General features: G+C 61.9%; 18 protein-coding genes. 10 read left to right on the top strand and 8 right to left on the bottom strand.

The window, feature by feature from the left end:
• Window positions 1–113: 113 nt before the first annotated feature.
• Window positions 114–1295 carry a glycosyltransferase family 4 protein gene (locus ACODTY_RS17770; protein WP_488995536.1) on the bottom strand — a complete coding sequence of 394 codons (1182 nt, stop codon included), beginning with the start codon at window positions 1293–1295 and terminating at the stop codon, window positions 114–116.
• A 293-nt stretch (window positions 1296–1588) separates the two neighbouring features.
• On the opposite strand from ACODTY_RS17770, the gene ACODTY_RS17765 reads away from it, so the two are divergent.
• From ACODTY_RS17765 to ACODTY_RS17740, 6 genes are read left to right on the top strand one after another with little or no spacing between them, the layout of a single operon-like run.
• Entirely contained in the window at window positions 1589–2095 is a 507-nt protein-coding gene (locus ACODTY_RS17765; protein ID WP_488995535.1) for an acyltransferase, read from the top strand.
• Entirely contained in the window at window positions 2092–3129 is a 1038-nt protein-coding gene (locus ACODTY_RS17760; RefSeq protein ID WP_488995534.1) for a Gfo/Idh/MocA family protein, read from the top strand. The genes ACODTY_RS17765 and ACODTY_RS17760 overlap by 4 nt, the downstream gene beginning before the upstream one ends.
• Entirely contained in the window at window positions 3126–4259 is a 1134-nt protein-coding gene (locus ACODTY_RS17755; RefSeq protein ID WP_488995533.1) for a DegT/DnrJ/EryC1/StrS family aminotransferase, read from the top strand. Before ACODTY_RS17760 ends, ACODTY_RS17755 begins: the two co-directional genes overlap by 4 nt.
• Entirely contained in the window at window positions 4249–4959 is a 711-nt protein-coding gene (locus ACODTY_RS17750) for an acyltransferase (protein WP_488995532.1), read from the top strand. The genes ACODTY_RS17755 and ACODTY_RS17750 overlap by 11 nt, the downstream gene beginning before the upstream one ends.
• 3 nt (window positions 4960–4962) lie before the next feature.
• Window positions 4963–5937 carry an NAD-dependent epimerase/dehydratase family protein gene (locus ACODTY_RS17745; RefSeq protein WP_488995531.1) on the top strand — a complete coding sequence of 325 codons (975 nt, stop codon included), beginning with the start codon at window positions 4963–4965 and terminating at the stop codon, window positions 5935–5937.
• Entirely contained in the window at window positions 5934–7118 is a 1185-nt protein-coding gene (locus ACODTY_RS17740; protein WP_488995530.1) for a DegT/DnrJ/EryC1/StrS family aminotransferase, read from the top strand. Before ACODTY_RS17745 ends, ACODTY_RS17740 begins: the two co-directional genes overlap by 4 nt.
• Window positions 7119–7132: 14 nt before the next feature.
• Here the strand turns inward: ACODTY_RS17740 and ACODTY_RS17735 are convergent, their stop codons facing one another.
• Together ACODTY_RS17735 and ACODTY_RS17730 are read right to left on the bottom strand one after the other, a co-directional pair.
• The gene (locus ACODTY_RS17735) at window positions 7133–8632 is read right to left on the bottom strand and encodes an O-antigen translocase (RefSeq protein WP_488995590.1); all 1500 of its coding nucleotides are present in this window, start codon (window positions 8630–8632) and stop codon (window positions 7133–7135) included.
• A gap of 99 nt (window positions 8633–8731) precedes the next feature.
• Window positions 8732–10039 (bottom strand): polysaccharide biosynthesis/export family protein, encoded by a 1308-nt coding sequence (locus tag ACODTY_RS17730; RefSeq protein ID WP_488995529.1) that lies wholly within the window; start codon window positions 10037–10039, stop codon window positions 8732–8734.
• Between the two features lie 640 nt (window positions 10040–10679).
• Here ACODTY_RS17730 and ACODTY_RS17725 point away from each other — a divergent pair.
• On the top strand, window positions 10680–11432 hold the full coding sequence (locus tag ACODTY_RS17725) for a helix-turn-helix transcriptional regulator (protein ID WP_488995528.1): 753 nt from the start codon (window positions 10680–10682) through the stop codon (window positions 11430–11432).
• 56 nt (window positions 11433–11488) lie between these two features.
• On the opposite strand, the gene ACODTY_RS17720 is transcribed toward ACODTY_RS17725, so the two are convergent.
• The 3 genes from ACODTY_RS17720 to ACODTY_RS17710 all read right to left on the bottom strand — a co-directional run bounded on the left by ACODTY_RS17720 (window position 11489) and on the right by ACODTY_RS17710 (window position 15253).
• The gene (locus ACODTY_RS17720) at window positions 11489–12847 is read right to left on the bottom strand and encodes a glutamine synthetase family protein (RefSeq protein WP_488995527.1); all 1359 of its coding nucleotides are present in this window, start codon (window positions 12845–12847) and stop codon (window positions 11489–11491) included.
• A 377-nt stretch (window positions 12848–13224) separates the two neighbouring features.
• A complete protein-coding gene (locus tag ACODTY_RS17715; protein WP_488995589.1) occupies window positions 13225–14013 on the bottom strand; it encodes a dienelactone hydrolase family protein in 789 nt (262 codons plus the stop codon).
• 91 nt (window positions 14014–14104) lie between these two features.
• The gene (locus ACODTY_RS17710; protein ID WP_488995526.1) at window positions 14105–15253 is read right to left on the bottom strand and encodes an amidohydrolase; all 1149 of its coding nucleotides are present in this window, start codon (window positions 15251–15253) and stop codon (window positions 14105–14107) included.
• A gap of 265 nt (window positions 15254–15518) precedes the next feature.
• Here ACODTY_RS17710 and ACODTY_RS17705 point away from each other — a divergent pair, with 265 nt between their 5' ends.
• Genes ACODTY_RS17705 through ACODTY_RS17695 form a run of 3 tightly spaced genes read left to right on the top strand, consistent with a single transcriptional unit; the run spans window position 15519 to window position 20371 of the window.
• On the top strand, window positions 15519–16946 hold the full coding sequence (locus ACODTY_RS17705; RefSeq protein ID WP_488995525.1) for an aldehyde dehydrogenase family protein: 1428 nt from the start codon (window positions 15519–15521) through the stop codon (window positions 16944–16946).
• A gap of 58 nt (window positions 16947–17004) precedes the next feature.
• Entirely contained in the window at window positions 17005–17982 is a 978-nt protein-coding gene (deoC, locus tag ACODTY_RS17700) for a deoxyribose-phosphate aldolase (protein WP_488995588.1), read from the top strand.
• Between the two features lie 13 nt (window positions 17983–17995).
• Entirely contained in the window at window positions 17996–20371 is a 2376-nt protein-coding gene (locus ACODTY_RS17695) for an aldehyde dehydrogenase family protein (RefSeq protein WP_488995524.1), read from the top strand.
• A 92-nt stretch (window positions 20372–20463) separates the two neighbouring features.
• Here ACODTY_RS17695 and der read toward each other — a convergent pair whose 3' ends face one another.
• Together der and ACODTY_RS17685 are read right to left on the bottom strand one after the other, a co-directional pair.
• Window positions 20464–21897, bottom strand: coding sequence for a ribosome biogenesis GTPase Der (gene der / locus ACODTY_RS17690; protein ID WP_488995523.1), 1434 nt, complete (start codon window positions 21895–21897; stop codon window positions 20464–20466).
• Between the two features lie 3 nt (window positions 21898–21900).
• Window positions 21901–22569, bottom strand: a complete 669-nt coding sequence (locus tag ACODTY_RS17685) for a tetratricopeptide repeat protein (RefSeq protein ID WP_488995522.1) — start codon at window positions 22567–22569, stop codon at window positions 21901–21903.
• Window positions 22570–22770 lie beyond the last annotated feature (201 nt).

Genomic DNA, 22770 nt, shown 5'->3' with positions numbered 1-22770 from the left:
GGCGCGGAGCATGGTTATGTATTTCGAGTTGCAGGGCGAACCGGGGGTGTCAGACGCGTCCTGGGTCATGCCTCCCGAAAGTAGACCTCGGTACAAGCGACCCACGCGCCGATTCATCTGGCAAATAGATACTGATGCAGATTGCGCGAGGTGGCTCGGAATGCAGTCCTGAAGGTATCGCGGACAGTTTCAGAAAAGCCAGACGGAGTGCTTGCTGCGTTGACCAGAAGGTCATTCAGGATGTCTCCAATCGCCTCTATCGAATAGTGCTTCTCGATAAAGTTTCTGCCAGCCTGTCCGTTACGTTGCATCTCCCCAGGCGTTTCGACAAGGCGCGTGATGCTTTTAGCGATAGGTTCGCATATTTGGTTGTCAGTTCCTTGGCCATAGATTCCGTAGTGGTAGAAGAATGGCTCGGTTTGTGGAGTGAAGGGTGCCGAGAAACCTTGTTCGCCTACGACGATTACCGGCTTTGCGAACGCCATCCCACGCAGGCCCGAACCACCCATGCCGACCACGATATCCGCGGCGGCATATCCTGGACGCGGGTCCAGCATGGCGCCGGTGAAAAAAATCGCCTTCCTGCCAATTTCACTGTTTATGCGGTTTGCCAGCTCTTCGAGTTCTCCACGCGAGCTACCGTCGCCGATAACCGCGAATTTCAACCTCTCGTCGTGGCGGAGGGCTTGGATTGCTTCCATTGTCAGGCGCAGACTTTCTGCCTTCATCCAGTCGACCAGCCTGCTCACCGTGACGATGAGTATATCGTTGTCCGCAACGCCATGTTCGTCTCGGAATTGTCGTGAAGCTGCCGGATCAGCGGCATTTAGCACCGTATCGACAGGCGGCATCAAAAGATGACTATCCCTGTACCCCATGGATTGCGCCTGCTCGACGATGTCCGGTGTGCCGAATGTGGTTTTGCTCCACCGCGGCAGGACGCTTGGGACGACCATCGACATGCACGTTACCACCGTAGGAACGCGTCGATACAGATGGACACCTAGAAAAGCATCCAGCCATTGCGGCCAGTCCCAGATATGTACGACATCCGGATGCTCGGAATTTATTGCCTCGTCGATCGCTCGAATGCGCCGATACGATGGGTGAGAGCTGGCATCTGGCAAAGTGAGAAAACGAAGGCCGTTCTCCTCAAGCAGGGCATTCATCGGTCCGGGAGTGGCGAGATAGCTGATCTCATGTCCATATCTGTTCCGAAGGTAAGCGCTTAGTTCTATCGCATTGACTTGGGTGCCCCCGACTTCAAGCCGATGCGCCAGGACCAGGATCTTCATATCGCGACCATTGTTGCATTTCGTTGCCTGCTATCGGCTCAGACAGGGGTGTCTATGGCCGATACTCTGAGCCTAGTTAGGTTGCTTCCCGAGAACTACCCGCAATTTGGGACGACTGCAGTACGCCTTTCGGAGACGATGCTACGGCGATTTGTTTCCTTTACTCGAAACGCGAAAAGCATTGCTCTGTCAGCATCCAAGTATCGCATGCCGCACCGATCCAAGAGCGTTGATTGGCGAAAATCCGTTGGGTGCGTCGGTGCATCGTAGAGTAAAATGAAGGGCTCCGAGACATGATCGCAGCAAGTGTTGTTCTTGGCGAGGGAGTGGTCATCCATCACCCCGACCTCGTCAATCTCTATGGCTGCACGGTTGGCGACGGTTCGCGTGTCGGCACCTTTGTCGAAATCCAGAAAAACGCCGTGATCGGCCGCAACTGCAAGATCTCCAGTCACAGTTTCGTCTGCGAAGGCGTCACCATCGAAGACGGTGTCTTCGTCGGTCACGGCGTCATGTTCACCAACGACATCCATCCGCGCGCAGTCGCGGCCGATGGCGGCCTGCAGACCGAGGCGGATTGGACGGTCGTTCCGACGCTGGTCAGGGCTGGCGCGTCGATCGGCTCGAACGCGACGATCCTCGCTGGCATCACCATCGGAATGGGCGCGCTTGTCGGAGCAGGTGCCGTCGTTACCCGCGATGTCCCCGACTACGCAATTGTCGCCGGCGTGCCGGCAGTCGTGACCGGACGGGTCAAGGATGCGCCGCCTGTTGCGCGCGTTGCAGGAGGTGCACGATGATCGGCGTCGCTGTCATCGGTTACGGCTATTGGGGGCCGAACCTCGTTCGCAATTTCGCCGAGGTGCCGGGCGTCCGGCTGGTCGCCGTATGCGATCTCAACAAGGAACGCCTCGCACCCGTCAAGGCGCGGTATCCGTCCGTTGCGATCACCGACAATTATGACGAAATCCTGAGCGATCCGAGCATCTCCGCCGTCGCTATCGCAACGCCCGTCTCGAGCCATTTCAAGCTGGCCATGGCCGCGCTGATGGCCGGCAAGCACGTCTTCGTTGAAAAGCCGATTGCATCGTCTGCAGAAGAAGCCGAGCGTCTTGTCGAGGAGGCCGCACGTCGTGGCCTGGTGCTCGCGGTCGACCACACTTTCGTCCACACAGGTGCCGTGCGCAAAATGCGCGAACTGGTCGATAACGGCCTGGGCGAGATGTACTACTACGACTCGGTGCGCGTGAATCTCGGTCTGTTCCAGCACGATGTCAGCGTCATCTGGGACCTTGCCGTCCATGACCTTTCGATCATGGATTACGTCATCCAGCACAAGCCGGTCGCGGTTTCGGCGACGGGCATCAGCCATGTTCCCGGCGAGCCGGAAAACATCGCCTATCTCACCCTGTTCTTCGAAACCAACCTGATCGCCCACATCCACGTCAACTGGCTGGCGCCGGTCAAGGTGCGCCGCACGCTGGTCGGCGGCAGCAACAAGATGATCGTCTATGACGATCTCGAGCCCAGCGAAAAGATCAAGGTCTACGACAAGGGCATCACGCTCAACGGCGAGAAGAAGGCAAATGGCGAAAAGGTCTACCAGGCGCTGGTCGGCTACCGCAGCGGCGACATGTGGGCTCCGCATCTCGACGTCAAGGAAGCCTTGAGCACGGAATTGCGCGAATTCGCACAGTGCATCGAACAGAGCAGCACGCCGATCGCCGATGGCAGGGCGGGCCTGCGCGTGGTGCGCGTCCTCGAAGCTGCAACCCAGTCGCTCGCACAACGCGGCCGGGTCATCGAACTGGAAAAGATTAGGCGGGTGGCATGATCCCTTTTCTCGATCTCAAGGCGCAATACGCAAGCATCAAGGAAGAGGTTGATGCCGCCGCGTTGCGCGTCCTCGCCTCGACCCAATATGTGCTCGGCGAGGAAGTGGCGGCGTTTGAAAAGGAATTCGCCACCTATAGCCATGCTCGCCATGCCATTGCGGTGAATACCGGCACCAGCGCCTTGCATCTGGCTCTGCTCGCCGCTGGCATCGGTCCCGGCGATGAGGTCATCACCGTGCCTTTCACTTTCGTCGCCAGCGTGTCGGCCGTTTGCTATACGGGCGCCAAGCCGGTGTTCGTCGATATTGAGCCGACCACCTACACGATGGACCCGGCCAAGCTCGAAGCAGCAATCACCAGCCGCACCAAGGCGATCATGCCGGTCCATCTCTATGGCCAGATGGCGGACATGACCCCGATCATGGAAATCGCCGCCCGCCACGGCATCCCGGTCATCGAGGATGCCTGCCAGGCCCACGGCGCTGAATATGGCGGCAAGCGCGCCGGCAGCATAGGCATTTCCGGCTGTTTCAGCTTCTACCCCGGCAAGAACCTCGGCGCTTGCGGCGAGGGCGGACTGGTTGTCACCAACGACGATGCGACCGCCATGAAAATCCGCATGCTGCGCGACTGGGGCCAGGAGCAGCGCTACCACCACACGCTGAAAGGCTTCAACTATCGCATGGATGGCATCCAGGGCGCGATCCTGCGTGTCAAGCTGCGCCATCTGGAGAAGTGGACCGAGGCGCGCCGCACCAATGCGCGCCTTTACACGACCTTGCTGAAAAACGTCGAAGCGGTGGCGGCTCCAACCGAAGCGGCCGGCCGGCGTCACGTCTATCACATCTATGCCGTTCGCTGCGACGACCGCGAGGCTCTGCGCCAGAGCCTGGATGCCGCCGGCATCGCCACTGGCCTGCACTATCCGATCCCGGTGCATCTGCAGAAGGCCCATGCCGACCTCGGACACCACAAGGGCGATTTCCCGGTTTCGGAGCAGTTGGCATCTGAAGTTCTGTCGGTTCCGCTCTATCCGGAACTGACGTCCGAGCAGATTGCAACGGTCGTCGACGCGATTGCCGAGGCGACCACTGCCAAGCCGGCGAGGGCTGCCCTCCGTGTCGGCTAAATCGAAACAGGCCAGCCGCGTCGTGGCGGCGGTTCACGGGCGCAAGACCTTGGCGCCCGAGCTCGAATTCGTGCCCGGCCTCGCCGATGCGCTGCGCGAGGCCTATGACATCAAGGGTCTGGTCGAGCTTTACCAGCGCTTTTCCGCAGGCGACGGCTTCATCGATGCCACCATGCGCCGCACCATCTGGCGGGCCTTGGCGCTGCGTTGTGGACCCGGCTTGCAGATCGGCGTCAATGCCGGTTTCAAGCATATCGAGACCTTCGACATCGGCGCAGGCGTGTTTATCGGTTCGCAAGCCATCGTGCAGGGCCGTTTCGACGGCACCTGCATCATCGGCGACAACACCTGGATCGGGCCGCAGGTATTCCTCGACGCACGCGATCTGGTGATCGGCGAATGCGTCGGCTTCGGCCCCGGATCGAAGGTGCTGGGTTCGGAACACAACGGCATTCCGGCAGACGTGCCGATCATCCGCACCGATCTGGAAATCAGGCCGGTGCGCATTGGCGATTGGGTCGATATCGGCACCAACGCCACCATTCTTCCGGGTGTCACCATCGGCAAGGGCGCGATCATTGGCGCTGGCGCTGTGGTCACAGAAGACGTGCCGCCCTTCGCCATCGTGGCGGGCGTGCCTGCGAAATTCCTGCGCTGGCGTCCGGAATCGGAAGCCGTGCGCAGTGCAGAGGGGAAATAGGCGATGAAAAACAAGCGTGTATTGATAACAGGCGGAGCCGGTCTGATCGGTTCCCACATCGCCGACATCGTGGCACGGGAGCGCCCGCGCGAAATCATCATTCTCGATAATTTCGTCCGCGGCCGGCGCGAGAACCTGCGCCAGGCCATGGCGGATTTCCCGCTGACCATCGTTGATGGCGATATCCAGGACCGCGATCTTTTGGCGCGCCTGTTCCAGGGCGTCGATGTCGTCTTCCACCAGGCGGCGATCCGCATCACCCAATGCGCCGAGGAACCCCGGCTTGCCTTCGACGTTTTGGCCGGTGGCACCTTCAACGTGCTTGAGGCGGCCGTCGCTGCCAAGGTATCGAAGGTGGTCGCCGCATCGTCGGCATCAGTGCTTGGCTTGGCCGAGAGCTTCCCGACCACGGAAGCGCATCACCCCTACAACAACCGCACCATCTATGGCGCCGCGAAAACCTTCAACGAAGGCCTGCTGCGGTCTTTCGCCGAGATGTATGGCTTGCGCTACGTCGCCTTGCGCTATTTCAACGTCTACGGCCCGCGCATGGACGTCTATGGCGCTTACACCGAAGTGCTGATCCGCTGGATGGAGCGCATCGCTGCCGGCGAAGCGCCGCTCATCTACGGCGACGGCTCGCAGACCATGGATTTCGTCCATGTCCACGACATTGCCCGCGTCAACGTCCTTGCTGCCAAGTCGGATGTCACGGATGAAGTCTTCAACGTTGCCAGCGGCACCGAAATCAGCCTGCTTGAATTGGCGCAGCGCCTGAGCGCGGTCATGGGCTCAACAGCAGCTCCGGTCCATATGCCGGCCCGCACGGTCAACGGCGTCACCCGCCGTCTGGCCGACACCAGCAAGGCCAAGACCATGCTCGGCTTTGAGGCGACGACAAGGATCGATGACGGATTGCGCGATCTCGTCGCCTGGTGGCGGCAGGAGCGCGAGGCAACACAGGTCGCTGCAGAATGAACAAGCCGCTCGCCCAGATCGCTGTCGCCAAGCCGGTTCTCGGCGAAGAAGAAGCCGACGCTGCCCGCCGTGTCATCCTCTCCGGCTGGGTCACGCAAGGTCCGGAAGTCGCAGCCTTCGAGCGCGAGTTCGCTGAAACGGTCGGCACGCCGCACGCCGTTGCGGTGTCGAACTGCACCACGGCGCTGCATCTGGCGTTGAAGGCGGTCGGCGCCGGTCCGGGCGACGAGGTCATCACCGTCAGCCACTCCTTCATCGCGACGGCGAACGCCATCGTCTATTGCGGCGCCGTGCCGGTGTTCGTCGATATTTCGGCTTCCGGCTACAACATCGATGCGAGCCTGATCGAGCCGGCCATCACGCCGCGCACCAAGGCCATCCTGTGTGTGCATCAGCTTGGCATGCCCTGCGATCTCGCCACCATCGTCAAGGTTGGCAAGAGCCACGGCATTCCCGTCATCGAGGATGCGGCCTGCGCAATCGGTTCGGAAATCCTGTGGAACGGGCAATGGGAAAAGATCGGCAAGCCGCATGGCGATATCGCCTGCTTTTCCTTCCATCCGCGCAAGGTCGTCACCACCGGCGACGGCGGCATGCTGACGACTGCCAATCCCGAATATGACCGCAAGTTCCGGCTCTGGCGCCAGCACTCGATGAGCGTGGCGGACACCGTGCGTCACTCATCGAATTCAGTGATCTACGAGACCTATCCGGAGGTCGGCTACAACTACCGCATGACCGACGTGCAGGCAGCCATCGGCCGCGAGCAGTTGCGCAAGCTGCCGGGGATCGTCGAACGCCGCCGCGAGATCGCGGCGGATTATGCCGAGCGCCTTGGCCATATCCGCGGCCTTGGCATACCGGTGGAGCCTGAGTGGGGTCGTACCAACTGGCAAAGTTACTGCGTGACGCTGCCGCGTGGGGCCGACCAGCGCGCCGTGATGCAGGCGTTGCTTGATCTGGGCATTTCCACCCGGCGCGGCATCATGAACAGCCATCTGGAGCCTGCCTATCAGCATCCGGGCGCTTATCGCCAGGGTTCGAGCCTGCAGCACAGTGTTGCCGCGCAGGGCGGGTCGATCATCCTGCCGCTCTTCACGCAGATGACCGAGGCGGAAATTTCGCACGTTGCCGATGGCCTCGAGCAGGTTCTTGGCGCAGCAAACTCAGCCGCCGCTTAGGTTCTCTAAAACGTCTACGTCCAGCGCCTGACAAATCCCGGCAGCTTTTCTGCCGGGAACAGCCTCAGCAACAGCCTCAGCGAATAAAGCCCCGTGACGGCCGTCAAGGTGACGCCGATCACTGTCGCTGGCCAGAACGGCAAGAACATCAAGGCGGCAAACGCAACGGCTGCCGCGGGCAGGAAAATTGCGCCGAGCCTGAGGTTTTCGGTTGACCAGCGAAACCCGCTCATGCGGCGCACGATCACGTAGATAAGGCAGCTATGCCAGACATAGAGGCCGAAGAAGGCAATGCCGGCGCCTTTCAAGCCGATCTGCGGCACCAGCAGCCAGGCAAGTCCGACATGAATGGTGGTCGCCGCCACTTCCGTCCAGAAGAAAACCTTGCGGTCGCCCTTGGCCAGGACAATAAAGCCCATTGGCCAGGCGACGATGCGCAGCATCATGCCAAGGCAAATCCAGCGCAGCAGGTCTACTGCCGGCAGGAATTCCCGCGAATAGAAAATGGCCATTACCACCGGCGCTACCGTGAGCGTTGCAAGCAGTCCGGGGCCTGCCAGAAGAATGCTGATCTGCGCCTGTTCGTTGACGAGGCGATTGCACTCCCGGTTGTCGCTGGCAACTGCGGTCAGGCGCGGGAAGAAGTCTGTTCCCATGGCCTGCAGGATGAAGCCCGCGTAAAGCCCGCCGAGCGCCCAAGCAGCTTGGTAAAGCCCCGCAGCTTCGAAGCTGGCATGCTTGAGCACGATGAGGCGGATTGCGTAGGCAGCGCCCGTGGTCAGGAAGGCGCTTGCCATGAAGACCACGCCAAGCTTGAGCAGGGCTGCGGCTTCCTGGCTCACCTCTCGCGTCGAGAGCTTTATCGGCTTGATCTTGATTTGTCTCGCGTACCACCATGATGTCGCCAGCGACGCCAGCGCCATGGCGATGAACGCCGGCACGATGCCGGCTTCGCCGAAGAAATAGACCATAGGTATGCCGATGGCGGTGCTGAAGAACGCGCCTAGCATGGTTATCTGGGCCAGATGTGAGATGCGCCGCATGCCTTGCACCAGTGCCATCTGCGCGGCGGATATGAGCTGGAGGCAGACGGCGATGCCGAGCAGCGCGACCGCCACAACATGCGTGTCGTCGCCAAAGGTGAAACGAGCCACCGGCAGGGCCAGCAGTCCAAGCAGGGCCGCGCCGAGCAGGCCGAGCACGATGGACACCCGCCGCAGCATCAGGGTGGTTCGCGCGATCCGCTCTTCATCCTGCGTTGCGGTTGCCTCGGCAATCTGGCGCACGCCGCTCGGCGAGATGCCAAGACCTGCCAGTGTCTGGGTTAGGTCGATGATCGAACTGTAGAGACCCATCAGGCCGACGCCGGAAGGTCCAAGCAAAAGCGCCATCGCCTTGTTGCGGATGATGGCGAAACCGATATTGACGATCGACGATCCGCCGATCATCGCCGTCGATTTCAGGATCTGCGTGTAGCTGTTCGATTTCGGCGAAACCGGCTCGTTCATCGCCATCTCGGTCATGGCATCACGCGCCGTGCCGCTTGGCGGACAGTGGATGCACCGTCATCGCGCACCGGGGCCGTCGCGCCGCAGCCGATCTGCCTTCCGGTTTCACTGGCTGGCTTCTCCGGGCTGGGCCGGGTCGGCGGAAGCAGCGTCCGGTGAAGCTTCGCCGCCTTGCGCCAGCGCCAGCGATGAACTGACTTTGACCACGTCGCCAGGTAGCAGGGCGGTGGATTCGGCGGCTGGAACGGAGACTTCCTTGCCGTCATGCGTACGGGTGATGGAGTAGCTGATGGCTGCTTGCTCGCCGCTTGCCGAGACGCTTGAAGAAGACAGTGCGTCCAACAGCATTTTCTGCGACACGTCCCGCTTCAACCTGAGTTGTTCGAGATTGGCCTGCTCGGCCTGTATCTCGCTGGCGACCTCGGTCTGGCGCCTGTCTTCGATGCCTTCCATGTTGCGCTTAGCTTCGGCAAGGTTCTGCCTTGCACGCATGATCGCGGTTACCTGGTCGAGGCGCTCGCCCCTGTAGCCTGCAACGACGCGCTCCAGCTCCGATTGCCGCGACATGACGGCAAATCCCTTGCTGACCAGGCCTTTGACCGCGTTGAGGTCCCGTTCGGCTGCGGCGATGCCCTCATCTGCCGTTGCGGTCTTCTGTTCGAGAGCGCCGATCTCCGCCGTGAACAGGTCCTGCAATTCCGACAGCGATTTCGTCTGCCGGGCCAGTTCCTTGGCGCGCGTGCCGAAAATCGTTTGCTCCTGGTTGAAGATGTCTTGCGCCAGATTGCTTTCCGTTCCCGGTGCGATGGCCGGAAAATCGATGGTTTCGGCACCTGCGGCCTCGGCGCGCAACCGCGCGGTCTTGGCCATGCTGCGCAAGATCTGGGCGTCCAGCCCACGCAGTTCGCCGACCAGTCCAACCTCGGTCTTGCCTGCGCCAAGCGTACCGCGCCGCTCGCCGCCGCCCAGCGCCAGCGCCTGCAAAATCGTCATGCCCTCGCGGAATTTGTATTCGCCCGGCTTGGCGACGTCGCCCACCACATAGACCGGCGGATACTCGACCACCGAGACTGTCGTGTCCGGCTTGTCGACGAGCCCGGTCTTGGCCTGGATGCGCTTGGCAATCTCCGCCGCCAGCTTGTTCGGTCCCAGGTCGCCGATCTTGACCGACCCGATCACCGGCAGTTCCAGCGTGCCTTCCTCCGTGACGACATAGTCGCCGCCGAGTGCCGCCCACTGCTCATAGGCGCCCTTTATCGGCATCCATTGCAATACGGTGATGCGTACCTTGGTCTGCGCGACCAGTTCACCGGCATTGCCTTGCGCCGGGAGAAAGGCGCTTGCCATCACTACCGCACTGGCGAGCATTGCCCCAAATGACCGGCCGGTCGGTGTCACGCGAAAGATATTCATTGCTCGCCCCAGGCTCGCTTGTTCGAAGGCGGGAACCCCGTTCGGGGCGCCATCGCTGCTCAGGCATTTTGCGACGGCATTCCGCATGCGCCCGAACCGTTTCCGGGCCTTGGCAATGTGCCAATTTATATCTCCCTTGCTAAGGTTTAGATCGGGGAGGATGGCTCATCCATTCTGGTGTGAGGCGTATCCAAGGCTCCGCCAAACAGGATATTTTCGGCCTTTCGTGGCGAGCCAGCCTTAATTTGGGCGTTACTGGCAAAGATGCTTTACCTCGCCGGGCGTTGCTGCGGGTGCTGAGGCCATCCGGGTAGCCGTTTCACGGTTTCAAGGTCTCTCAGCTTGCATTGGGCCACTCCGGTCGGAGCAGGCTGTCCAAACGATTGAGAACGCTCGATTGAGCCGGCTAGTCCATTTGGAGGAGGCCGATGATCCTGCCGACCCTCCGGACATCCCACGTTTGGGTTGAGCCTCAACCCTATTGCCCCATCGCGGCGTTTAAGTTCCTGCAATATCGTCGTTATCGGCCGAACTTGCCTGGCGCATCAGTTGCGCCTGCATGGGGCGGTTGGCAGGGGTGGATTGGATTGGGCGATCCAGGAAGAAGTCGGAGCCAATGGAAGCAACAAGCGAAGCGGCCATGAATGGAAAGCGAGCCGCAGTTGGGGCGTTCGAATCGCGAAAGACCGTTCTTTTTGTGACGGCACCCGGTGCGATATCGGGCAGCTTGGTCTATGCGCTCGACCACGAGTTCCCGTGGCTCGACATCAAGCAGATGGATAGGGTGGAGGCGGCATGTGCGGCCTTTGCCTTCCCGGTGGCGTTGATCCTGATCGATCCGATGCTGTTGCCGGCGGCACAGCGCCTGTCGGAGGAGCTGACGCGGCGGCATCCGCACGCGATGATCGCGCTGATCGATTCCGACAGCCAGAACTCGCCGCTGATCTTCCCTGAAATTTGTGAATCGCAACTGGTTCGTGGCGTTTTGCCCATGAACCTCAGGCTCGACGTGTGGCTGTCGGTCGTGCGGCTGATGCTGCGCGGCGGCGAATACTTCCCCGTCGGCATGCTGCATTCCTACGCGCAGAAGATTGCCTCCGCACCACAACCGACATCGACCTTCGTCGAGCTGCCTGTGCAAAGGTCAGGCAGGGCGGACCGCGTCGCCGATCTTACGCCACGCGAAATGCAGATACTGGAAATGGTCTCGCGCGGGCTTCAGAACAAGGCGATTGCCGCCGAGTTCAATCTGTCCGAGCACACGGTCAAGATCCATCTTCACAACATCATCAGCAAGCTCGGCATCCATAACCGCACCGAGGCCGCGGCCCGCTACCGCGACCACCAGGCCGGACGCATCCGCATCACCGGTAACAGCGCGACCGAGGGCTGAACGGCCACATCGGAAGGATAGAGGCCCGGCACTCGTGCCGGGGCCTTTTCTTGCCGTCAAACGGCTTCCAGATAGGTTTCGAATTCGAAATTGTTCACCCTGAGCGCGAAGGTTTCGAGCTCCTGCTTCTTGCAGGCGACCAGCGAGCCGCGTAGCGCGTCGGGGAAAATCTCGGCAACAAGCTTGCCATGTTCGAAGCTGGCGATCGCAGATGCCCAGTCCGGCGGCAGCTTGGCAAGGTCGCTGCGGTCGTAGGCATCGGTGGCGATCGGCTCACCTGGCGACATCTGTCGCTCTATGCCGACCAGAGCTGCGCCAAGAATGGCGGCAAGCACCAGATAGGGATTGGCGTCAGCGCCCGAAACGCGATGCTCGATACGTCGCGCAGCGGCCGGTCCGCCCGGAATGCGGATCGCCACCATGCGGTTTTCGTACCCCCACGCGACCGCCGTCGGTGCATAGGATTTCGGCCGCAGCCGCCGGTAGGAATTGAAGTGCGGCGCAAACACCAGCGTGCTTTCCGCCATCGCTGCGAGCAGGCCGGCAACCGCATGGCGCATAAGTTCCGAGCCTTGCTCGGTGCCGTCGTCGAACACGTTGCGTCCATCGCCGTCGATGAGGCTGAAATGGACGTGGAAGCCATTGCCGGCACGCTTGCCGTAGGGCTTGGCCATGAACGAGGCGATGAAGCCATGCTTGCGCGCGATGCCTTTCACGGTGCGCTTGAACAGCACGGCATCGTCGGCGGCCCGCAAGGCGTCAGCGACATGGTTGAGGTTGATCTCGAACTGGCCGACGCCGTTTTCCGCAATCGCGGTGTCGACCGGAATGTCCTGCAGGCGGCAGGCTTCATAGACGTCGTGCATGAACGCTTCGAAATCGTCGATCTCGTCGATGGAAAGCGCGGCGTCGGAATCGAGCCGCCGCCCCGTGACCGGCGATACCGGGCCGCGCGGACGCGCCGATTTCGGATCGACCAGGTAAAATTCAAGTTCCGTTGCCGCCACCGGCGTCAGGCCAAGCGTCTTGTAGCGGTCGAGAATGCGGGCGAGTGCACGTCGCGGGTCGCCGAGAAAGGGTGCGCCGGTTTCATCGCTGAGCCATAGCGGGATGAGCGCGGTGGGGTAGGCGGTCCAGTCCATCGGCAGGATGCCGCGCCCGGTCCAGTGGCAGATGCCATCGGCGTCGCCGGTGGAGAACACCTGCTTGTTGCCCTCGATGTCTTCGCCCCAGACATCGACGCCGCTGATCGAGTAGGGCATGCGCAGCTTGCCCTCGAGTGCCTTGCGCGCCTGTTCGACAGGGATGCGCTTGCCGCGCATGATGCCGTTGAGATCGCAGACCGCGGCCCTCAGGCTCTGAATGTCGGGTCTGCTTGAAAGCCAGTCCAAAACGCCATCTATCGTATCACTCAATTGCTACCTCCGGTCTGGTTGAACATATGTGCGAAATCGTAGCTGGCGCTGGCTGCGCCTCATATGGAAGCTCGGCGCCGGGATGTTCCTTGCCGCGCGCAAGCCACGGCAATGCCCGCCCGTGCAGCGCATCGCGCTGCGGGCTCGATCGATCGTTTTGTCTCGATCCCGGAATTTTGTTTCTTCTACCCCGTTCACCCGGTTGAAAGGCAAAAGCGGAAGCCGATGCGGCTTGGCTTTTTCTTGAACAGCCTTTCATGCGGCCCGTATGGAGCGGGCCATCGTCTTCGTCACACCTTACCGGCGAGTTGGCGAAAAGCCAAGCTCAGGCGCCTTGGCCAGCATTTGTTGCCCGACGATGGCCGTTTTGACGCTCATCAAAGATGCTTGGCCAGGAACGCCGTAATTTGTTCAATCGCATCGTCCGCTGCCTGCTGGTCGTAGCGCAGGACGTGGCCGTCCTGTCGTTCATCGATGCCCTTGAGGTCGAACAGGTGATGAGCGCCGGGATAGACTTTCAAAACAACTTCGCTGGACGAGCCCGCTCCGGCGACAAATGTCCGGCAGCGCTCAACCGGTGACCAATCGTCCGCTTCGCTGCTCAGGATGAGCAGCGGCATCCCGACTTCTGTCGGATCGTCGCACCACGGGTAAAGAGCAATTGCCGCCTGAAAAGGTTTCAATTCCAGATCCGAAAAGGTTGCCCGGCGCGCTGCATTGAGCACCGCCCAGCCACCGTGGGACATGCCGAGTACCGCGATGCGTGCGGGATCTACAAAGGGCAAGCCCGTCAGGAATGTCTTAGCGCCATAGGCATCGAGCGCCCTCATTTCGCCGGTGATCGAGCCGCCGTTTTCGCAGATGGAAGTTTTGCCGCGAGGCCTGAAACTGTCGACGTCCAGCACGACATATCCCCAACCCGCCAGCCTGTCCGACCAGACGTCGTTCCAGCGCCAGATGCCGCCGCACCCATGCATAAGAACGACTGCAGGGAACGGGCCTTCGCCATGGGGTCTCTGCAGGCGGCCAATGAGGGGCAGGCCAGGTAGAGGCTCCGGCTTCCTGCCTTGCTGAAGTGCCTGCCTGGTTTGATATGGCGTCGGCGGATAGGTGGCACTCTCGAAGTGAACGATTTCGACCGCCTTCGCGGCCGTGGTGCCCGCCATGCCCGCACAAAGCCAAGCTGCCAGCAAAAGGCCCCAGGTTCTAAGGCGGGCTTTCATGGCCAAAGCGACCCCATCAGGACTGTTGGCGAAGCTATCCCAGGATGTTTCGCGCCGTACGCATGAAAATTTTAGACCCGATTGCGATCAGGTCGTCGGGAAAATCGTAATCCGGATTGTGCAGGGCGGGGTGCTGCTCGCCGGCGCCAAGGAAGAACATCGCCGACGAGGCGTTGTGTCCGAACACGCCGAAGTCTTCCGAAGCGCGCATCGGCAGCCCGTCTTCCGCGTGCTGGATGCCTTCTTCATCAAGCGCGCGCTGCAAATGCGCTACGGCATCCGAAGCGTTCACGCTGGCGACGAAAATTTCGTGATAGTCGTGGCGTACAGACAGCCGGTGGCTTTCGGCGATTTTCGCAGCCAGGGCTTCGGCGGCGGCGCACAGTCTCGCCATGCGGTCGTCGCGCCGTGTCCGAAGTGTAGCCCAGACCTCGCCATACCCGGGCGCGATGCCGAATACGGCCTCGCCCATGGCGGCATGCGTAACCGTTACCATGCTGAATTCGTCGTCGGCGAAAGTGCCGCCGCCAAGCTTTGGAAGTGACGGCATGAGTTCGCTGATTGCCAACATGGGCGAAAAGCCGGTTTCCGGCATGGACGAATGGGCTGTCTTTCCCTCCAGCACGATGCGCATGCCGCGGGAGGCGCAATTGACCACGCCAGTCCTGAGCCGCACCTCGCCGAACGGCACGCCGGGCAGATTGTGCAGTGAGAAGGCGAAATCCGGCGCGACCTCGCTGAAGCGAGGGTCGGCGACAACCCCGGCTGCACCGTTGCCGGTTTCTTCCGCCGGCTGGAACATCAGGACTATGCGGCCCCGGGCCGGCTTTTGGCGTCCAAATTGACGGCCAAGCGCGCCAAGGATCGCCGTATGCCCGTCATGTCCGCACATATGCGATTTGCCCGGCACCAGGGAGGCATGGGGTACCCCTGAAATTTCCTGGATCGGCAGCGCATCGAGTTCCGAACGGAACATCACCGTTGGTCCCGGCTTGCCGCTTTCGTAGACGGCTGCCACGCCGTGTCCGCCCAGTCTGGTCAATATGCTGTCCGGCTTTGTCTCGCCGATGAAACCGGCAACCTCGCTGGCGGTCGCTTGCTCTTCGTTCGAGATTTCGGGATGCTGGTGGAGCTTGCGCCGCCATGCCGTGATCTCGACGATGTCTCGATTGGTAAGGGTCACTTTTCCGTCTCCGCCTGCAGCGCCGCCCTTGGTACCATGCGTGGCGCCGATGCGTAAGAAGCCGGGTAACTGGCAGTAATTTCGCGAAGGCCGCGTTCCGCAGCGCGGGGCGACAAAGACGCCTGCTTGGTCACGTTTCGAAATCGTCGCGAGCCATGCCGGTCGCGTGATCGTGTTCCGGCAGGGAGCAAGTTCGCGGTGGCGTATCGCTGGTTCTGCCGATAACGTGCGGCGAACGGTTTCCGAGCAAGGACAAGGCGGTCAGATGAACAACCACTTGAATTTCTTCATCGATGGCAAATGGGTTGCGCCGGTCGTTCCGGCAACGCTGGACGTGATCGACCCTTCCACGGAGGAAGCCTATACGAAGATTTCAGTGGGCTCGAAGGCCGACGTGGACAAGGCCGTTGCGGCTGCAAAGGCGGCGTTCCCGACGTTTTCGCAAACCAGCAGGGCTGACCGTCTCAAGCTGCTCAACCGCATCCTCGAAATCTACAACGAACGCTACGAGGACATCGCCCAGGCCGTCAGCTACGAAATGGGTGCGCCGATCACCTGGGCGCGCGAGGCACAGGCATGGGCTGGCCGCGCCCATATGGAAGCCACCATCAAGGCGCTTGAAGACTACGAGTTTTCCGAAAAGCGCGGCGCAACAATGGTTGTGAAGGAGCCGATTGGCGTCTGCGCACTGATCACGCCGTGGAACTGGCCGCTCAACCAGATTGTCTGCAAGGTAGCACCTGCCATCGCCGCCGGTTGCACGGTGGTATTGAAGCCCTCCGAGATCGCCCCGATCAGCGGCATCGTCTTCTCCGAAATCATGGAAGCCGCAGGCACGCCCAAAGGCGTCTACAACATGGTCAACGGCACCGGCCCCGATGTCGGCCAGGTTATGGCGGGGCATCCGGACGTCGATATGGTTTCCTTCACCGGCTCCACCCGGGCCGGCATCATCGTTGCCAAGACCGCCGCCGATACGGTCAAGCGCGTGGCTCAGGAGCTAGGTGGCAAGTCGGCCAACATCATTCTGCCCGACGCCGACTTCGAAACTGCGGTCAAGAAGGGCGTCGAAGGCTGCTTCGGCAATAGCGGCCAGTCCTGCGATGCGCCAACTCGCATGCTGGTGCCGGCTGCTCGCCACGACGAGGCGCTTGCGATTGCAAAGGATGCGGCGGAAGCCCACAAGGTTGGCGATCCGCGCGCCGAGGATAGCCAGCTTGGTCCCGTCGTCAGCCAGTTGCAGTACGACAAAATCCAGAGGTTGATCGAAGCCGGCATCAAGGACGGCGCGACGCTGGTCACCGGCGGTCCCGGCAGGCCCGAACATCTCAACCGTGGCTACTATGTGCGCCCGACCGTGTTCGGCCACGTCAAGCCAGGCATGACCATCGAGAAGGAAGAAATCTTCGGTCCGGTGCTGTCGGTCATTTCCTATGACGACGACGACGACGCGGTGAAGATCGCCAACGACACCGTCTACGGCCTTGCCGCCTATGTGCAGTCAAAGGACATCAAGCACGCGCGGGCCGTCGCATCGCGCCTGCGTGCCGGGCAGGTCAACCTGAACTATCCTGACTGGGACACTTTCGCGCCGTTCGGCGGCTACAAGCAGTCCGGCAATGGGCGCGAATATGCCGACTGGGCAATCCATGACTTCCTCGAGGTCAAGGGCATCATCGGTTACGGCGAATAAACTCGCTGGACTGGGAGTGGAGTTGAAAATGAATATCGAAAAGCGGGGGGATGCGGGTATGGTTCCGTCAGCCTTCGCCAACCAGCCGCATCCTTACAATCCGGCGGTGCCGCTGTCGCTCGATCCAATTGACAGCGTGCGCGTCAATCTGTCGGCCGCCGAGCGCCGCACCGCCTCTCTTGGGGGCCGCCGCACGGTCAAGAAGGAGTGGCAGGCGGCGTGGCTGGTTCGTGCGCTGCAATGCATCGATCTGACCACGCTTAACGGCGACGACACCGCCGGGCGTGTCCAGCGGCTTTGCGCCAAGGCGCGGCAGCCATTGCGCGAAGACCTGAAACAGGCGTTGGGCCTTGGCGACCGCAACATCACCACCGGCGCTGTCTGCGTCTACCACCGTTTCGTCGGCACCGCAGTTGAAGCGTTGGACGGTTCCGGCATACCGGTTGCCGCTGTCTCCACCGGCTTTCCAGCCGGCCTGTCGCCGCTTCCCACGCGGTTGAAGGAGATCGAGGCTTCGGTTGCCGACGGTGCTTCGGAAATCGACATCGTCATCACCCGCGAGCATGTGCTCACCGCCAACTGGCAGGCGCTCTACGATGAGGTGAGGGCTTGCAAGGAAGCTTGCGGCAAGGCCCACATGAAGACCATCCTCGCCACAGGCGACCTGCAGACATTGCGCAATGTCGCCCGCGCCTCCTGGGTGGCGATGATGGCCGGTTCCGATTTCATCAAGACATCGACCGGCAAGGAGTCGACCAATGCGACGCTGCCGGTGACGCTCACCATGCTGCGCGCCATTCGCGAGTATCGCGAGATGACAGGCCACGTCGTCGGCTACAAGCCGGCAGGCGGGATCTCGACTGCCAAGGATGCGCTGGCCTATCTGGCCCTGGTCAAGGAAGAACTCGGCAACGACTGGCTGCAGCCGAACCTGTTTCGCTTCGGCGCCTCCTCGCTGCTGGCCGACATCGAGCGCCAGCTCGAACATCATGTGACCGGCCGCTATGCGGCTTTCAGCCACCACGCCATGGCTTGAGATGGAAGAAAAAATGTCGATTGCAGAAATTCTCGACACCATGGAATACGGCCCGGCGCCAGAGAGCGACAAGGAAGCACGCGCCTGGATCAAGGGACTGGGCGGTGAAACCAAGTTGTTCATTGGCGGCCAGTGGAAGAAGGCGAAATCCGGCCAAAGCTTCGACACTGCCGCGCCCGCCAGCGGCGAGGTGCTGACCCGCATCGCCGATGCCAATGCCGCCGATGTGGATGCAGCCGTCAAGGCAGCAGCCAAGGCGCAGCCGGCATGGGCAGCCCTTTCCGGCCACCAGCGCGCCCGCTACCTCTATGCGCTTGCCCGCCTGATCCAGCGCCACAGCCGCCTTTTTGCGGTGGTCGAATCGCTCGACAATGGCAAGCCGATCCGCGAAACGCGCGACATCGACATTCCGCTCGTTGCCCGCCATTTCTATCATCATGCCGGCTGGGCGCAGTTGATGGACACGGAGCTTGCCGACAAGGAGCCGCTCGGCGTCTGCGGCCAGATAATTCCGTGGAACTTCCCGCTGTTGATGCTGGCGTGGAAGATCGCGCCGGCCATCGCGCTCGGCAACACGGTGGTGCTGAAGCCGGCTGAATACACATCGCTGACCGCGCTGTTGTTTGCGGAGATGTGCCAGAAGGCCGGCCTGCCGGAGGGCGTCGTCAACATCGTCACCGGCGCGGGCGATACTGGCGCGGCCATCGTCAATCATCCCGGCATCGCCAAGATCGCCTTTACCGGTTCGACCGAGGTCGGCCGGATCATCCGCGAGGCGACTGCGGGCTCTGGCAAGGGCCTGACGTTGGAACTCGGCGGCAAGTCGCCGTTCATCGTCTTCGACGACGCCGATCTCGATGCAGCGGTTGAAGGCGTCGTCGATGCGATCTGGTTCAACCAAGGGCAGGTCTGCTGCGCAGGGTCGCGGCTTTTGCTGCAGGAAAGCGTCCACAACCGATTTGTTTCGAAACTCACCGCCCGCATGGAAAGCCTGCGCGTCGGCGATCCGCTGGACAAGGCGATCGACATCGGCGCGATCGTCCATCCGGTGCAGTTGCAGCGCATCAAGGCGCTGGTCGAAACGGGGGTGAAGGAAGGCGCTGAATTGCACCAACCCAAGGCTGCGGTACCGGCCGCCGGCTGCTTCTATCCGCCTACGCTGCTTACCGGCGTCCATCCGGCCTCGACCGTTTCGCGCGTCGAGATTTTCGGCCCGGTCATGGTTGCCAGCACGTTCCGCACGCCGGCCGAAGCGGTCGAACTTGCCAACAACACCGAATACGGCCTTGCCGCCACCATCTGGAGCGAAACGTTGTCGCTCGCGCTCGACATCGCGCCGAAGCTGAAATGCGGCGTGGTCTGGGTCAACGGCACCAACATGTTCGATGCCGGCGTCGGTTTCGGCGGCTACAAGGAATCCGGCTTCGGCCGTGAGGGCGGCCGCGAGGGGCTTGCCGCCTATTGCAAGCCGAAATGGCTTGCCAAGGCCAAGGCAATCGTTGCGCAATCGGCACCTCAGCCGGGCGACGAAGCAACCGATGCCTCCTTCATCGACCGCACGGCAAAACTTTATGTCGGCGGCAAGCAGGCCCGCCCGGATGGAGGCTATTCGCGGCCCATCCTGTCGCCTTCCGGTGCGCTGGTCGGTGAGGTCGGCGAAGGCAACCGCAAGGACATCCGCAACGCGGTTGAAGCAGCCCGCAAGGCGACCAGTTGGGGCACTGCCAGCGAGCACAACCGCGCCCAGATTCTCTACTATATCGCGGAAAACCTTGAAGCCCGCAGCACAGAGTTCACTGAGCGCCTCATAGCCATGACCGGCAAGCGCAAGCCGGAGGCGGCGAGGGAAGTCGCGGCTTCCGTTTCGCGGCTGTTCTCTTACGGTGCGTGGGCCGACAAATTTGAAGGCACGGTGCACAAGCCGCCGCTGCGGGGCGTGGCGCTGGCCATGAATGAGCCGCTTGGCATTGTCGGCATCGCCTGTCCGGAAGAGTTCGGCCTGCTCGGCTTCGTCTCGACCTTTGCACCGGCGATTGCCACCGGCAACCGTGTCGTGGTGGTGCCGTCGTCGCGGCTGGCGTTGGCGGCGACCGATTTCTATCAGGTGCTCGAAACCTCCGATGTGCCGGATGGCGTCGTCAACATCGTTACCGGCGACCGGGATGCACTCGCGCTTGAATTGGCCAAGCACGAGGAGGTTGACGGCGTCTGGTACTTCGGCCCGAAGGAAGCCGCCGCGCGCATTGAGAAGGCTTCGGCTGGCAATCTCAAGCAGGTGTGGGCGGAAACGGTGCAGCGTGACTGGCTCGATCCGCGCCTCGGCGAGGGCAGGGAGTTCCTGTCTCGCGCCGTTCAGGTCAAGAACATCTGGGTGCCTTACGGGGAGTAAAGCAATTCCAGGAAAAGTGGGAACCGGTTTTCCGTCCGGAATTGCGCGAAACAATGCTTGAGCGGATCGCGCGCCATGATCCGCTCAACCGCTCAGCGCTTCTTGGCGCGACCAGCGAACGGATTGTCGGAGGTGCGCAGCGCCATGCGGATCGGCACGCCCGGAATGTCGAAAGCCTCGCGCAGATTGTTGACCAGGTAGCGCACATAGGATTGCGGCATCGCGTCCGGCCGTGAGCACGACACCACGAAGCCCGGCGGACGGGTCTTGGCCTGCGTTACGTACTTGACCTTGAGGCGGCGTCCGGCGACGGCGGGCGGCGGATGGTGGGCGAGGATGCCTTCCAGCCAGCGGTTGAGCTTGCCGGTGGAAATGCGGCTGTTCCACACCTTGTGCGTCTTGATGACCGCGTCCATCAGCTTGTCGAGCCCGCGCCCGGTCTCGGCCGAAACCGTCACCGCTTGGATGCCGCGCGCCTGCGGCAACAGCCGTTCGGTCTTTTCGCGCAGTTCGGCCAACACCTGCTGCGGTTGGTCGATCAGGTCCCATTTATTGAAGGCGATGACCGGCGCGCGGCCCTCGCGGATGATGAGGTCGGCGATCTGCAAATCCTGCTTCTCGAACGGGATCGTCGCATCGAAGACGATGACGACGACTTCCGCGAAGCGGATCGCCCGCAACCCGTCGGCGACGGACAGCTTTTCCAGCTTTTCCTGCACCTTGGCCTTGCGTCGCATGCCTGCGGTGTCGAACAGTTTCATCCGGCGTCCGCGCCAATCCCAGTCGACCGAGATGGAATCTCGGGTAATGCCGGCTTCCGGCCCGGTCAAAAGCCGCTCCTCGCCGATCAGCGCGTTGATGAGCGTCGATTTGCCGGCGTTGGGCCGTCCGACAACTGCAATGCGCAACGGCTTGGTTTCGTCATAGGCCGGTACGTCTTCGGCGTCCGGATCGGCGATGTCTTCGCCGATCAGCACTTCGCTGGCGGCGATTTCGTCGTCGTCTTCCTCGTCTTCGCCGAATGCGCGTTCCTCGCCAAGCGCCTCGATAACGGCATCGCGCAGGTCGGGCAGGCCCTGGCCGTGCTCGGCCGAGACGGGGATCGGCTCGCCGAGCCCCAGTTCCCAGCCTTCCAGCATGCCGCCTTGCGCGCCGCGCGCCTCGGCCTTGTTGGCGACCAGCACAACCGGCTTGCCGGATTTGCGCACCACTTCGGCAAAGGTTTTGTCGTCCGGCATCAGGCCGGCCTTGGCGTCGATCAGGAAGAAGATCAGGTCGGCTTCGGTGATGGCGATCTCGGTCTGGGCGCGCATGCGCCCAGGCAAGGTGCTGGCCGGCGCGTCCTCGAACCCGGCGGTGTCGATCACGTCGAAGGTAAGATCGTAGAGCTTGGCGGGGTGAACCCGGCGGTCGCGGGTGACGCCGGGGGTGTCGTCCACTAGCGCCAGCTTGCGGCCGGCAAGGCGGTTGAAAAGCGTCGATTTGCCGACGTTAGGCCGACCGATTATGGCGACTTTGAACGTCATGCGTCACGACGCGCCGCCCGAACCGCGGATCAGTTCGGACATCAAGGTGGCGCGCTGGCGCACGTTTTGCGGCGCAGCCTGATCGGCCACGATCTGTTCGAACAGCTTCAGCGCGTCCGCAGCCTTGCCTTCTTTCCATGCGGAAAGGCCGAGCGCCTCGCGCGCCGAATGGCGCAGCGCATTGCCGTCAGCGGCCAGCGCTTCGACGCGGCTGGAGACATCGGCATAGGAGCCGGTATCGACCAGAAGCAGCGCTGCACGCAACCGCGCCATGTCGCGCAGGCTTTGTGGGATCGAGCCGTCGGCGGCAACCGCATCGAGTTCGGAAACCGCAGCAGCGACGTCGCCCTTGTCGGCCTTGACGGTTGCCGAGCGCATGCGGGCCAGCACCGGATAGGCGCCGTAGCCGCTCTTTTCGATATCGGCGAGTGCCGCCAGCGCATCGTCTTCCTTGCCTTCGTTGGCAAGGCGCAGCGCCTGCGAATAGGCATCGCCCGAGGTGTTGGCGCGGCTTTCATCCCAATAGCGGTAGCCGACATAGGCTGATGTCGCGAGCACGACGAGCAGCGCCAGGCCGATCAGGATGGGGCCATAGCGGTCCCAGATGGCCTTGGCCTGTTCCTTGCGGATCTCTTCGTTGACTTCGCGGATAAAGGTATCGTCGTCGGCCATCACTCAAACCGTTTCTGTGCCGCGGGGCGGCTTGTGAGCCCGCGTTTTAGCGGAAATTCGCCAGCATGGAAGGGGCGATCCCCTAAATTCGCCGTACCATAGACTTGGAATAGGGCGGAGCCTTGGCATTCCGGCGAGTTCCTTCGTCGCCACGCCCGGCTAAAGCCGTCTGGCCATTGTCAAAGAACTGACCTCATCTGA

This window comes from Mesorhizobium sp. FG116 (assembly GCF_057809835.1).
The sequence above is the reverse complement of the archived record's forward strand: the minus strand, read 5'-3'. Positions and strand labels throughout refer to the sequence as shown.